Raw genomic sequence first — 13,641 nt, 5'->3', positions numbered from 1 at the left:
GCCTGCGCGCCGGGCTTAGAAGTTTCCCTCCGCGAGCTCTCGCAGCGCTGCCTTCTCCAGCTCGGCTTGGCCTAGCAACTGTTTGAGGCGCGCGTTTTGCTCGCGCAACTCACGCAGTTCCTTGGCCTCACTACGACTCATCGACCCATAACGCTGGCGCCACCGGCACAACGTCGCCTCGCTGATACCCAGCACGCGGCAGGCCTGGGCCGTACTCATGCCCTCACCTCGCAGCGCCTCGGCTTTCTCCAGCTTTACGACAATCTGCTCAGGCGTGTGCTTCGAGAACTTCCTCATGGTCATCCATTCTGCCCGGCCACAAGCAGCCGGGACTACTCAGAACAACCCTCTCAAAACAAACGGTCCGAAAAACCCAGACCCCTCCAGTCGGACTCGCCGCCAGGCTGCACCCGTTACGTCGCGCTGCACCCGTTACGTGGCGCTACACCCGTTACGTCGCGCTGCACCCGTTACGTCGCGCTGCACCCGATCAGAACGGGTGCATTGCCTACGGATCGGGTGCATTGCCTACGGATCGGGTGCACCGCACAACGCTGGAACACACCACAGAAGACTCTGCCGCCCCCGCACGTATCACCCACGGACAGGAACTCACGAAGCCACAAGAACCCCGAGCCCCACCCGCAACAACGGGACACGGGCTCACACGCAACACCTCACAACCCACGGGCCGAGCCCGCAAACCCCACCCCAGACACAACGAGGCCGCGACCGGTTTCCCGGCCACGGCCTCGTCGCGCTCACTCAGCGGCGCTCAGCGAAGCGCCACCGATCAGGCGGTCATGTCCACGTGGTCCTCGACCGCGGCGCGGCCAGCCTCGAGGCGGGCGACGGGGACGCGGAACGGCGAGCAGGACACGTAGTCCAGGCCCACGCCATGGAAGAAGTGGATCGACTGCGGGTCGCCACCGTGCTCGCCGCACACGCCGAGCTTGATGCCGGGCTTGGTGGAGCGGGCGCGGCGCACGCCCTCGGAGACCAGGGTGCCCACGCCGTGGACGTCGATGGACTCGAAGGGGGAGACGCCGAAGATGCCGGCCTCGATGTACTGCGGGAAGAACACGCCTTCGACGTCATCGCGCGAGAAGCCCCACACGGTCTGCGTCAGGTCGTTGGTGCCGAAGGAGAAGAAGTCGGCTTCCTCGGCGAGGTCCTCGGCCGTCATGGCGGCGCGCGGCAGCTCGATCATGGCGCCGATGGAGACGCCGGACAGGTCCACGTCGCGGGCGGCGGCGACGGAGGCGATGATGCCTTCGGCCTCTTCGCGCACGAGCTGGAGCTCACGCACGGAGCCGACGAGCGGGACCATGATCTCGGGGCGCGGGTCGAGGCCGCGGCCCACGAGCTGCGCGGCCGCCTCGCACAGGGCGCGCATCTGCAGGGCAAACAGGCCGGGCAGGTAGATGCCCAGGCGCACGCCGCGCAGGCCCAGCATGGGGTTCTGCTCGTGCATGCGGCGAACCTCGACGAGCATGGCCTCGTCGGCAGGGTCGAGGGTGCCGGTGGCCTTGCCGACGGCAACCTTGGTCTCCAGCTCGATGAGGGCGGGCATGAACTCGTGGAGCGGCGGGTCGATGAGACGCACGGTCATCGACTTGCCGTCCATGACCTCGAGCATCTCGAGGAAGTCCTGCTTCTGCAGCTTCTCGAGCTCGTCGAAGGCGGCCTGGCGCTCGTCGGACTCGGGGGCGGAGAGGATGGCGCGCTCGACGAGCGGGCGGCGCTCGCCCAGGAACATGTGCTCGGTGCGGCACAGGCCGATGCCCTCGGCACCGAATTCGATGGCGCGCTTGGAGTCGAGGGGGGTGTCGGCGTTGGCGCGCACGCGCAGGCGGCGGACCTTGTCGGCGTGGGACAGGAGCTTGTCGACGGCCTCGACGAGCTCGCGGGTGCCCGCATCCTCGCCGGCGGCGGCGAGGCCGGCCTCGAGGCCCTCGGCAAGGTAGGTGGTGACGGGCGAGTCGGTCACGGGGACCTCGCCGCGGAAGATTTCGCCGGTCTGGCCGTCGATGGCGATGGTGTCGTCGGCGGTCAGGACGAGGTCACCGATGGTGACGGTGCCGGCGGCGGCGTCGATGACGAGGGACTCGGCGCCACACACGCAGGTCTTGCCCATGCCGCGGGCGACGACGGCGGCGTGCGAGGTCTTGCCACCGCGAGCGGTCAGGACGCCTTCGGCGGCGACCATGCCGGGCAGGTCATCGGGGTTGGTCTCGCGACGCACGAGGACGGTCTTGATGCCCTTCTCGGCGGCCTCGACGGCCTGCGCATTGTCGAAGGCGATCTTGCCGACGGCGGCGCCCGGGGAGGCCGCCATGCCGCGAGCGATGAGCTCCTTGTCGGCCTTGGCGTCGAACTGCGGGAACATCAGCTGGGTGAGCTGGTCGCCGGTGACGCGGCCCAGGGCCTCGTCGCGGGTGATGAGCTTTTCGCCGAGGAGCTGGGTGGCGATACGGAACGCGGCGGCGGCGGTGCGCTTGCCGACGCGTGTCTGGAGCATCCACAGCTTGCCGCGCTCAATCGTGAACTCGATGTCGCACATGTCGCGGTAGTGGGTCTCGAGCTTGCGCATGATGGCGCGCAGCTCGTCGTAGACGGGCTTGTTGATGCGCTCGAGGTCGGACAGGGCCAGCGTGTTACGGATGCCGGCGACGACGTCTTCGCCCTGCGCGTTCTCCAGGTAGTCGCCGTAGACGCCGGAGTGGCCGGAGGAGGGGTCGCGGGTGAAGCACACGCCGGTGCCAGAGTTTTCACCCATGTTGCCGAACACCATGGTGCAGATGTTGACGGCGGTGCCCAGGTCGTGGGGGATGCGCTCGCGGCGGCGGTAAATGCGGGCGCGCTCGGTGTTCCAGGAGCGGAACACGGCCTCGATGCCCATGTCCATCTGGGTGCGGGGGTCCTGGGGGAAGTCGGCGCCGGTCTGTTCCTTGACGATGCCCTTGAAGGTGTCGACGAGGCCCTTGAGGTCCTCGGCGGTCAGCTCGGTGTCGCCCTTCACGCCACGCTCGGCCTTGAGGGCGTCGAGGGCGTCGGAGAAGAGGTCGCCGTCGATGTCGAGGACGGTCTTGCCGAACATCTGGATGAGGCGGCGGTAGGAGTCCCACGCGAAGCGCTCGTTACCGCTAACGGCGGCGAGGCCGAGAACAGACTCATCGTTGAGACCGATGTTGAGGACGGTTTCCATCATGCCGGGCATGGAGAACTTGGCGCCGCTTCGCACGGAGACGAGGAGCGGGTCGGTGGGGTCGCCGAGGTGGCGGCCCATCTGGTCTTCGACGCCGCGCAGGGCGCGGGTGACCTCGGTGGCAAGCGATTCGGGGACGGTCGATTCCTTGAGGTATGCGCGGCACGCCTCGGTGGTGATCGTGAAGCCGGGGGGAACGGGCAGGCCGAGCTTCGTCATCTCAGCGAGGTTTGCTCCCTTTCCTCCGAGGAGGTCCTTCATGGACTTGTCACCCTCGGAGAAGTCGTACACATACTTGACCATCGTGGTCCTCAACTTCCGTGTTTGCGATGATTGGCCCGACGCCGGGCCGCTACCACAGGCAAGGATACACGCATCAAGGGACTAAGGTCACTTCAAGACACACCCTCTTATGATTGTCCTTACATTGACGAGGCCGTGGTTGCTTGTCGGGTATCGTGCCCTCGGGCGGAAGTGGGCGTCAAGCGGGCTGGTCAGGGGTATCGGCGAGGCTGTCACGCAGGCGTCGACGGGCGCGGCGTTAGGTCGACCGGGCGCAGCCTTCGGTCGACCGGGGGCGGACAGACGGACGTGGGCGGGCAGACGGACGTGGGCGGGCAGACGGACGTGGGGTGGGCCCGAAGGCCCGCCCCACGAGAGCTGCGAGAGCCGAGAAGGCGACGAGGCCCGCCCGGCCACCTGCCAACCGCGCAGGTCGTCAACCGATAGCCCCTCAGGGACGGATCACGACGATATGCGGTTCGCCTTCTTCGTCGAAGCAGACCCTGCTGTGCGCGGTGAAAGCGGCGATGCCCTCGTCGTTTCGATACGCGGCAACCAACACTTCGAGGAGATCACCGGAGTCGCGCGTCGGGGCCTCCACGTCCACCCGCTCGGCTCCCGCAACCAACATGTTGGAACACACGGCCCCCTCGGGCACGTCACCCAGGACGCACGAGCTGGCGACGGATCCGAGCTGATCCTCGTACCAGGCGCGAGTGCTCTCATCCTGCGTAACATCGATCTGATGCTCTCTCGACTCGGAGAGAACACTGAGAGTCGAGGCCCCAGAGACAGAGTCAACGGCCACCTGAGTATGCTCACTGACCTTGGCAACCGACACATCGTAGATGCCGGGGTAGGCGTAGACGACCGCGCCGCCAGAACCCGCGTGCCACAGGCCATCCGTCGAGACGGCAACCGGGAAGGTTGCGCCGCCATCGCCGGAGGCGCCCAGCGCCCCCAACGACACTCCTCCCACACTCACATCGGAAGCGTAGCCATGCGCCCGCACCGTCTCCGCGTGCGCGGCGCCCGAGACGACGCGCCACATGCCCACGTGTGGCCTGGGCACGCCCGCCCTCTCCAGGTAGATTTCACGGGTGACCGTGCGCCCATCGATTGAAAAATCGATGCTCGCCCCTTGACGCCCCCGCACATCGCGCTCGTCGTACACCCGAACGCTCACCACGCTGCTGGGCTCCGACACGCGGCCACGGCGCAGGTCGACGGCGCTGCCATGCCCCACGCCGTTGTCGGCGTCCGCGTCGGCGCCCTCAACCGCCATCGCGTCCTCGAAGCGCCCCTGGGCGATCGCCTCGGCGTAGTAGCGCGCAGCAGCCTCCGCGCTCACGCTGAACGAATACACGAGGCCACCCACCACCGGCACCACAACGAACACACACACGAGGACAACGATCATCCGCACGCGATTCTTCATGAGCTAGCTCCCCCTGGCATATCCAATCGGCCGCTGAGGGCATCGGCACCCCCAACCTCCAACCGGTCAATATGCGACAGCGTAGTGCATACACCTGTGGGGTGGACCAACAGGTCCACCCCACAGACAAGGCGCATGTGGCGTCAGCGCACGCGGAACTCGATGGTGGTTCCCTCGCCGACGTCGATGAGGTCGCCGTCGTTCAGGGCGATCGTCACCATGGGGGTGACGTCCTGGAAGGAGCCGTCCGCGTGGCGCAGGACCGTGCCGTTGGCGCTGCCCAGGTCCATGAGTGCCCACGAGCCTGGCGTCGTCATCATGACCGCGCAGTGGGAACGCGAGATCTCGGTGGCCGGGCTGGGGACGCGCAGCACGGTGGCAACGGGACGGCCGGTGAGGGCGCGCGCGTCGGGGTCGCGGCCGATGACGACGTCGCGGGACACCTCGACGGGCACGGTGCCGCCGTGGATGAGGAAAGCGACGGGCGCGGCGGGCCCGGAGTTGACGGGAGCGAGGCGCAGGATCGTGGCCTCAGTGTCCGTCTCGGCGCCCAGGCCGGCCAGGCCCTCGGCGCTCATCGCCTCGGGGGCGGCGGGCGGCTCGGGTGCCATCTCGGGTTCGGGCTCGGCCGCGGGCTGCTCCTCAGCCTCGGACGAGGCCGGGGCGCCGGACTCGCCGAAGCCACCCGCGCGCTCGGCGGACTCGGCGGTGTCAACCGGCGGTTCTTCCGCGTCGGCGACAACGTAGAGTTCGCCCGAGGGCTGCTCGGCGTCCCGCTCGGTGGTCTCCTCAACCGGCTCGGGCGCCTCGTCCTCGGGGGTCTGCGTCTCCTCCTCGGGCGCCTCGTCCCCGGCGGGGGTCGCGGTGCGAGTGGAGGGGGTCAGGGACACGGGGCCATTGCTGGTGGCCGCGAGGAACTGGGCCTCGACGGCCGCCAGGTCGACGGAGGAGGTGTGCAGCGACGGCTCGGGCAGCTCCTCGCGGGCCTCGCGGCGGGCGCGGCGCTCGTGGTCCGGGATGTCGGGGTTGATGAGGAAGCCCATCGTGTCGACGGGCATGGAGGCCAGGGCCTCGACCTCGTCCAGGGCGCGACCGATGCGAATCTCGGCGGCCTCGACGCGGTCGGCGGCGGGAACCATCCATGTGACCTCGTCACCTTCGATGATGGTCGCCTCGAAGGTCTGCCACTCGCCGGGGTTGAAGGGCCAGGCCCAGATCGGGTCGGTCCACACCTGCTCGGTGATCTGGCCGGCGGCGCGCATGCGCAGCTGAATGTTACCGAGGACCGTCAGGTAGGGCTGTTCGCCCGCGCAGTCGAGCAGCAGGACGTCGCCCCGCTCAGCCTGCACGTGGGAGAGCCACGCCTGCGTGTCCGCTCGGCCCCACACGACGTCGGCGGCGGAATCCGCGAAGTCCAGCGGAACCAACGCCGCACCGAGCGGGCCGGTGACGAGCATCGCGCCCTGTCCGCGGCACAGGAAGCGTCCAATCTGAAGCATCAGTTACTGCCTTCTCTACGAGGGACCCGGCGCGCGGTCTGGATCGACGCCGGACGTACTGGTTGAATCATGCGATTCAGGACATTCGTTGTCAATGTTACTCGTGATTCGGTTCCTGCGTAAACTACAACGGCCGTCGTATTGTCACGAGTTCCGGTCTCGAGGCTGGCCTGAACGAGCGCGTCGGCGCTGCCCTGCGGGCCGTCCCCGGCGGCGACAATGGCGTGAATCTGCGCGTCTTGGAGGACGCCGTGCACCCCGTCTGTACAGATGACCGCACGGTCGCCTTCTTCGAGGGGCATGATCGTGTAGTCGGCTTTCACACTTCCCGACTGTCCGGCACCCAGCGCCTTGGTGACAACGTTGGCGGGAGGGATGACGCGGGGCGCGCCGGAGGTGGCCGCGAGGTCGCGCGCCTCCTGCAGGGCGGAGTGGTCGTGGGTGAGCTGGCGGATACCGCCGCCTCCCACGACGTAGGCGCGCGAGTCGCCGACATTGAAGGACAGCCAGTAGGGTCCCTCGGTGGTGCGCAGAACCATGAGGCCGGACAGGGTGGTTCCCGGGGCGCTCATCGGGTTGTCGGCGGGTGCGAGAGCCGCGACCGAGGTGGCGGCAGCGTCGATGGCGACGGAGAGATCGACGAGGTCGACGGGCCGGTTGCCGAGCCGACCGGGGCTCAGGAACTCCTGGAGCGTGATGACGGCCCGGGACGAGGCCTGGGCGCCGCCGAGGTGGCCGCCCATTCCGTCGGCGACCGCGAAGACGGGCGAGACCGCCAGCCAGGAGTCCTCGTTTTCTGCGCGGACCGGACCGATGTCAGTCGAGGCGCCCCAACGAACCGCGGGGCGTTCCGCATGTTCACCCAGAGCCATCTACCTTCGTCTTTCTCGCTGCGTTGAGCACGTGGGATAACGCGTTACGCGATTATTCTACACGCGCTCAACGCATGGTTACGCACTAGCGGACAGGATCCGAGTAGGCCAGCTGCGCCCGGAAGACGCCCGCGTCGCGCGAAACGACGATCGCTCGGCCGGGCTCTGCGCGGACCGGCTTCACGCGGCCGATAATCTGACCCTCGTCAGGGTTACCGGACAACAGGATGCCTGTCGTGCCCAGGTCGATGAGCGACTGGAGGATGCGCTCGTAGAGGGCTCGTGACACGCCGCCCATGCGCCTCGTGATGACCAAATGGAGGCCAACGTCACCCGCCTGGGAGAGGAGCGGCTGGAGGGGCATCAGCGGATTGCCTTCGGAGGTGACGACCAGGTCGTAGTCGTCGACGAGGATCCAGACCTCGGGGCCCTTCCACCAGGAGCGGTTGGAGAGCTGCTCGGCGGTCACGTCGTCGCCGGGCAGTCGCATCTTGAGGAACTCGGCGAGCTCGCGGATGTCGCTGGCGACGTCCTCGATGCGCGTGAGGTAGCCGGCCGAGTACTCGGAGGGCACGAGGCCCAGCGAGGCCCTGCGCAGGTCGACGGACACGATCTTGGCCTGCTCGGGGGTGTTGCGCGCCATGATTTCCTTCGCGAGGGAGCGCAGGAAGGTGGTCTTGCCGGACTTCGAGTCGCCAAACAGGTAGAGGTGCTGTTCGACGTTGGGGTCGAGGCGGTAGGGGCCCAGGCGCGATTCTTCGACGCCGAGCATGAGCGCGGGAGCGGGGCCTTCCGCCGGGGCGAGCGCGCCGGGCAGCTGCGCGATCTCGTCGGCCGTGATGCGGGTCGGGAGCAGGCGCAGCTTGGGGCCGGGTCCGGCGGGCAGGGCCGCGCGGATCATTTCGAGCGTGCGCCCAATGCCTTCGGTGACGGTCGTCGGATCCGGTTCGCCGTCGGCGCGCGGCAGGCCGATGAGGACGTGATGCTTCGTGACCTCAACGCCGCGGCCGGGGCGCGCGTTCGGGATCTGCTTCTGGATGTTGCGGTCGATCTCCGAGTCTCGGAAGTCACCGATCTTGAGCTCGAGCTTCGAGCCGAGCATGTCGGCGACCTGCATGCGGAAGTCACTCCAGCGGGACGTGGATGTCACGAGGTGGACGCCGAAGGTCAGGGCGCGGCTCAGCATCATGCCGATCGTCATGTCGAGGTCGTCGAAGTCGGCCTTCAGGGAGGCCCAGTTGTCGATGACGAGGAAGACGTCGCCGTATCCGTCGTCGTAGCGTCCTTCGGCGCGACCGCGACGGTACGTTTCGATGGAGTCGATCTTGTTGTCGCGGAAGTACCGCTCGCGATCCTCGATGATGCCGCGGATTTCGGCGATCATTCGCGTGAGGATCTCGTGCGTGTCGCGCGTCGCGACGCCCGCGACGTGGGGCGCATCGACGAAGGACGCGAAGGTACCGCCGCCGAGGTCGATGATGTAGAACTGGACTTCCTGCGGCGTGTAGATGAGCGACAGGGACATGACGAAGGACCTGAGCACCATCGACTTACCGGTGAGGGGGCCGCCGACGACCGCGAAGTTACCGGCGGCGCCAGACAGGTCGAAGGTGAGGACGTCGCGGCGCTGCTCGAGCGGGAGGTCCTTGGTGCCCATCGGGAAGACGAGGGTGCCGCGCTCGCGCCACTGCATGGACACGAAGCCGAGGCCCTCGACCGGGGCGAGGTCGGGCATGAGCTGGTCGAAGGTGTCGGGCTCTTCGAGCGGGGGCAGCCACACCTGGTGGGCGGGCATGCCCTTGCCGGCCATCTTCGCGACCGCGATGTCCATCTCGGTCATGTCCGCCCACTGGGCGTCCTCGGGCAGGACCATGGCCTGACCGGTCGAGGCGGGGGCGTTCTCGGGCTCGTCGCGTGTCAGGACGGGGGCCAGGGTGAAGGGCAGGACCTTGATCTGACGGTCGGGGGTGCCCGCCGTGGCGGCCTGCGTCGAGGAGACGGTACGCGGGGGCGGGGGTGCCGCGACGTAGGAGGCGCGGAATCGGATGAGCTCGTCGGTGCCGGGCATCAGGTAGCCGGAGCCGGGCAGGGAGGGGAGCTCGTAGGCGTCGGGGACGCCCAGGACTTCGCGGGATTCGCTGGCGGAGAAGGTCTTGAGGCCCACGCGGTAGGACAGGTGGGACTCCAGGCCCTTCATCCTGGACGTCTCGAGCCTCTGCGAGGCGAGGAGCAGGTGGATGGACAGCGAACGGCCCAGACGACCGATCGCGACGAAGAGGTCCGCGAATTCGGGCTTGGCGGTGAGGAGCTCGGAGAACTCGTCGAGGATCAGGAAGAGGGCGGGCATCGGGGGGAAGTTGTGCTTACCCGCCATGCGGTCGGCCTCGTAATCCGTGACGTTCGCGTAGTTGCCGGCGTCGCGCAGGACTTCCTGGCGGCGCACCATTTCGCCCTTGAGGGCGTCCTGCATGCGGTCCACGAGGGAGAGCTCGGACTCGAGGTTGGAGATCATGGCCGACACGTGGGGCAGGCTCGACATGCCCGCGAAGGTCGCGCCGCCCTTGAAGTCGACGAGGACCAGGTTGAGCTGCTCCGGCGAGTGCGTCAGCGCGAGGGCGAGGACGAGAGTGCGCAGCACCTCTGATTTACCCGAACCGGTCGCACCAATGAGCAGGCCGTGCGGGCCCATACCCTGTTGGGCGGCTTCCTTGATGTCGATGAGGACTGGGATACCTTCGGGGGTGACGCCGAAGGGGACGCGCAGGCGGTTCCTGCCTTCGCGTCGCACCCACGCCTTCTCGGGGTCGAAGTCTCGGATATCGCCGAGGTGGAGGAGTTCCATGAGGTCGACGGTGCGTTTGACGTCGGAGCGACCCACCGGCGCGTCGGTGTCCTTGCTCTTGTCTTCCGCGGCGAAGGGGGTGAGGCGCCGGGCGATGGACTCGGCCTGCGCCTGCCCAACGTGTTCCCATTCGCCGACGATGGCCTGATGGCTGAACAGGTTGACTTCGAGGGCACCCCGGTTCGCGCCCTTGACAGCAGGATGGATGAGCAGCCGCACGGTCGAGGGGCTGGTCAGGGCTCCCCACTTGTCATGGAGGTTGATGACGGTCACGCCGACGGCGCCCTCTGGGGAGCCGAGCTGGGTCGTGGCGGGCAGCTCCGCTCCGTCGCACACGAGGAGCACGTGCGGCCACGGGGTGAGGTCGTCGCGCGGGGAGAAGCCGGGGCGATCGACGATGTCGGGGCCGAGGAGGTCGAGCAGGTCCGCGACCTCGGTGACGACCATGCGGGCGGGGCCCACAGCGTCGGATTCGACGGTGGAGCCGGCGTGGGGGAGCCACTTGACCCAGTCCCATTCGGCGAGGCGCTCCGGCGAGCACAGGACCGCGATGCGTAGGTAGTTGGGGCTCACGAAGGTCGCCAGGTGCGTCATGATGAGCCGCGCGACACCGCTCGCGTCCTCGTGGCGGCCGGCCAGCTCGATGTGCGAGTAGTCCTCGAGGGGGATACCGAAGGCGACGGAATCGAGGTTGCGGTGCGTCTCGATAAAGCGGGTCATCGCGGACAGGCAGACGATGTCGGGGGTGGCCATCGGGGGCAGATCGGGGGCGATGAGCTCCATCGACAGGCCCTGCTCGGACACACCGACGCGGGCGTTGAGCATCTCGATGCCCGGCTCACGTTCCCACACACGCTCGCCCTGATCCGCGATCGCCACCAGGGCCTCGGGCGCGGGGAGAGCCCAGTTCACGAACGCCCTCTGACGGTCGGCGACGTTACGAACCGTCTGGCGGGTTTCGGCCAGGTAGGACAGGTATTCGCCGCGCAGAGTCTTGACCTTCTGGCGGTGCTGGGAGACCTGGCGGTAGACGTTGAAGCCGACCATGGCGACCATCGCGAAGACCATGCCGCCGGCCATCATCATCATGGTGGGGTTCTTGGATTGGCCGTCCCCGGAGGTCGCCTGAGAGATCGCCATGAACACCATGACGCCCATCGACCCCATCATGGGGATCACCATGGCGAGCACGTTACCGATGCCGGCGGCTTCCGCCTGGTTCGGCGGCGCCTGGATGGGGATCTTCCCCTCCGGCATCTCCGGTACGCCCTCCAAGAGATCCTCAGAGTCAGCCATCGTTCCTCCCTATGTAACCGCACGCGGCAAGCAGTAGTCCCCGCTATCCTAACGTGCAACGACTGAACTTTTGCCAAGCGCACGTCAGGTGACACAATACTGTCTGAAGGCGCGAACCGATAGGCGACGAGAGGAGGAGCGCGTGGCAGGTGCACAGGCATCCATTACGGTTGTCGGCGGTTCCCGGCGTGAGGACTACGTTCTCCCCGTTGGAATGACCATTGCGGGCCTGCTCGCACTCATCGAGGTCGACCTGACCGACCTCCAAGCCCGGCTCACCCTCGGGGGTGGGCGCGCGGTCGACCCCAGCGACGTGATTGGCCGGGATATTCCCTCCGGCTCGGTCGTGACGATCGTCGGGTCGCAGGAGTCGGCCCAGGCTATCGCGGATGATCGCCAGGCCTCGAATAGTCGGCGCTTCCAGCCCGCGATGGCGTCCTCCGCTTTTATGTTCGCGGCCCTGATCCTGACGCTTGTCGGCGTCGCGGCTCCGACGGCGGCCCTATTCGTCGACGTGGGCCAGGCCCTTCCACCCCTCGTGACCTCGCCGTGGTTCAGGGTGACCTCCGGTCTTCTCTGCGCGCTGATGTGGACGGCTCCGCTCATGACCCGCAAGGGCCCCACAAGCGAGTTCGCCCACCTTGGGTATTGCGCGGCGGCCGGCATCAGCCTCGGCGTGGGCGTCACCCCCCTGCCCGGTTCGCTGACTTTCCTGCCCCTCATCGTGTCGTGGTCCGCCCTGGTCCTGGCCGGCCTCGTTCTCTTCACCCGCCCCGGGGCCAGCGCGCGCGTGAACGTCCAGGCCTTCGGGCTCATCGCGGCCACCATGACCATTTCCTCCTTCAGCGCGCTCGGAGCCGTCCGCATCGCGCCGATCGTGTTTGCCGCCTCGATTGTCTTCATCTCCCTGGCTCCACACCTGGCGTTGCAGGTTCCCGACCACCAGGTCCTCGACCTGCCTCTCGTCATGAAGCGGCTCCCCACGATCCGCCAGACCGTCATCGCTCCCCCGTCGCGCATCACCCAGGCCCGCGTCAAGAAGACCGTGCGCGAGGCCAACACGCGTTCCCTGTCGATGCTGGCCAGCGCCACCGTCATCGCCTTCGTGTCGGGAGTCATCACCGCCTACCAGCTGCCACTCAACGAGGAGAAGCCCTACGCGGGCTACGCGACGCTGGCCCTGTGCCTGCTCGCGATCATCGGGCTGCTCACGAACGCGCGTGCCAAGCGCGACCGCCTGACCCACTACGGGCCCCGTGTCGTGGCCCTCGCGATGTGGGCGACCATCTTTTTTGCGCCCGAGTGGAGCGAGTTCATCCTGCGTTCCACGGGCGAGGCCGCTGAGCCGACCCTCGAGATGGCGCGCTATGTTGCCCTTCCCCTGTCCCTGAGCGTCCTCGCGTTCCTCGCCCCGGTCATCGCGCTGATTCGCGCGGGCCGCGAGCCTTCCGCGCTGGTCGGCCGCATTCTCGACATCATTCAGGGACTTTCCCTGACCCTACTCCTGCCGGCCGCGACCTACGGCTCGGGTCTCTTCGATTTAGTTTGGCGGAAGGTGCTATGACGTCCTCTTCACCAGGCCTGGTCCCCGTCCCCGCGTCGCCCGGGAAGCGCGTCGCCGCGCTGTTCGTCGACGTCGTGGGCGCTGCGCTGATTGCGTTCGTCGCTTCCAGCTTGTCGCACGGAAACATCATGGTCATCGTCACGATCCTGTTGGAATATGCGGCGGTCCAAGCGATCATGATCGCGATCCGCGGACGCTCGATTGGTTGCACCCTGACGGGGGTGGTGCTCGTGAGCGCCGGGTCTTCCATGATGTCTCCTTCCCTGGGCCGCTCCTTCGGGTATGTTCTGGTGACGACGCTGTCCGCTATCGTCTTGCCTGTCCCCTTCGTGTCGGTGTTTCTGGGGGGCGAGCGCGGCTCCTGGATGGCTTCTCTCTGTTCCCTCGAATGCTTGACGTTCGCTCCTCGCGATGAGTACGCCGAGGCCTCGGCCCCCGTGAGCCCGTACAGCAGCACGCGCTCGCGCGGCACCGGCGGATACACCAACTTCGGGTCCGTCACGGCTGCCCCTTCTGTCGAGTCCAGCATGACGCGCGAATCGCGGGATGCGGCGCAGCCTCGCTTCGCGGCCCCGCAGGATGCTGCCCCCAGGCCGGTGCGCGCCATGCCCCAGGCTCCGGGCCGCCCGATTACGCCGGC

General features: G+C 67.6%; 8 protein-coding genes. 2 read left to right on the top strand and 6 right to left on the bottom strand.

The window, feature by feature from the left end; all coding sequences use genetic code 11:
* Positions 1–15: 15 nt before the first annotated feature.
* The 6 genes from HMPREF1138_RS07470 to HMPREF1138_RS07445 all read right to left on the bottom strand — a co-directional run bounded on the left by HMPREF1138_RS07470 (position 16) and on the right by HMPREF1138_RS07445 (position 11,437).
* Positions 16–297 carry a transposase gene (locus HMPREF1138_RS07470; RefSeq protein WP_039936468.1) on the bottom strand — a complete coding sequence of 94 codons (282 nt, stop codon included), beginning with the start codon at positions 295–297 and terminating at the stop codon, positions 16–18.
* A 496-nt stretch (positions 298–793) separates the two neighbouring features.
* Positions 794–3,511, bottom strand: coding sequence for a pyruvate, phosphate dikinase (ppdK, locus tag HMPREF1138_RS07465; protein ID WP_009058200.1), 2,718 nt, complete (start codon positions 3,509–3,511; stop codon positions 794–796).
* A 430-nt stretch (positions 3,512–3,941) separates the two neighbouring features.
* On the bottom strand, positions 3,942–4,928 hold the full coding sequence (locus tag HMPREF1138_RS07460; RefSeq protein WP_009058198.1) for a hypothetical protein: 987 nt from the start codon (positions 4,926–4,928) through the stop codon (positions 3,942–3,944).
* A 143-nt stretch (positions 4,929–5,071) separates the two neighbouring features.
* Positions 5,072–6,427, bottom strand: coding sequence for an FHA domain-containing protein (locus HMPREF1138_RS07455; RefSeq protein WP_009058202.1), 1,356 nt, complete (start codon positions 6,425–6,427; stop codon positions 5,072–5,074).
* Positions 6,427–7,299: a PP2C family protein-serine/threonine phosphatase gene (locus HMPREF1138_RS07450; RefSeq protein ID WP_009058195.1), complete on the bottom strand. Its 873-nt coding sequence runs from the start codon at positions 7,297–7,299 to the stop codon at positions 6,427–6,429. The genes HMPREF1138_RS07455 and HMPREF1138_RS07450 overlap by 1 nt, the downstream gene beginning before the upstream one ends.
* Before the next feature lie 85 nt (positions 7,300–7,384).
* Positions 7,385–11,437 (bottom strand): type VII secretion protein EccC, encoded by a 4,053-nt coding sequence (locus tag HMPREF1138_RS07445; protein ID WP_009058204.1) that lies wholly within the window; start codon positions 11,435–11,437, stop codon positions 7,385–7,387.
* Between the two features lie 142 nt (positions 11,438–11,579).
* On the opposite strand from HMPREF1138_RS07445, the gene HMPREF1138_RS07440 reads away from it, so the two are divergent.
* Together HMPREF1138_RS07440 and HMPREF1138_RS07435 are read left to right on the top strand one after the other, a co-directional pair.
* Complete coding sequence (locus tag HMPREF1138_RS07440) at positions 11,580–13,001, top strand: hypothetical protein (protein ID WP_009058193.1); 1,422 nt, start codon at positions 11,580–11,582, stop codon at positions 12,999–13,001.
* The coding region (locus HMPREF1138_RS07435; RefSeq protein WP_009058207.1) for an RDD family protein at positions 12,998–13,641 on the top strand (644 nt) is incomplete at its 3' end. The genes HMPREF1138_RS07440 and HMPREF1138_RS07435, both read left to right, overlap by 4 nt.

Origin of the sequence: Actinomyces sp. ICM58 (genome assembly GCF_000283035.1) — a bacterium.
Taxonomy (GTDB): domain Bacteria; phylum Actinomycetota; class Actinomycetes; order Actinomycetales; family Actinomycetaceae; genus Pauljensenia.
Note: the sequence above shows the minus strand (reverse complement) of the source record. Positions and strands in the feature narration are given on the sequence as shown.

Coding starts and splice junctions, on each gene's coding strand:
- HMPREF1138_RS07460 (WP_009058198.1), bottom strand. CDS start 4,928: ATGAAGAATCGCGTGCGGATGATCGTTGTCCTCGTGTGTGTGTTCGTT.
- HMPREF1138_RS07470 (WP_039936468.1), bottom strand. CDS start 297: ATGAGGAAGTTCTCGAAGCACACGCCTGAGCAGATTGTCGTAAAGCTG.
- HMPREF1138_RS07455 (WP_009058202.1), bottom strand. CDS start 6,427: ATGCTTCAGATTGGACGCTTCCTGTGCCGCGGACAGGGCGCGATGCTC.
- HMPREF1138_RS07450 (WP_009058195.1), bottom strand. CDS start 7,299: ATGGCTCTGGGTGAACATGCGGAACGCCCCGCGGTTCGTTGGGGCGCC.
- ppdK (WP_009058200.1), bottom strand. CDS start 3,511: ATGGTCAAGTATGTGTACGACTTCTCCGAGGGTGACAAGTCCATGAAG.
- HMPREF1138_RS07445 (WP_009058204.1), bottom strand. CDS start 11,437: ATGGCTGACTCTGAGGATCTCTTGGAGGGCGTACCGGAGATGCCGGAG.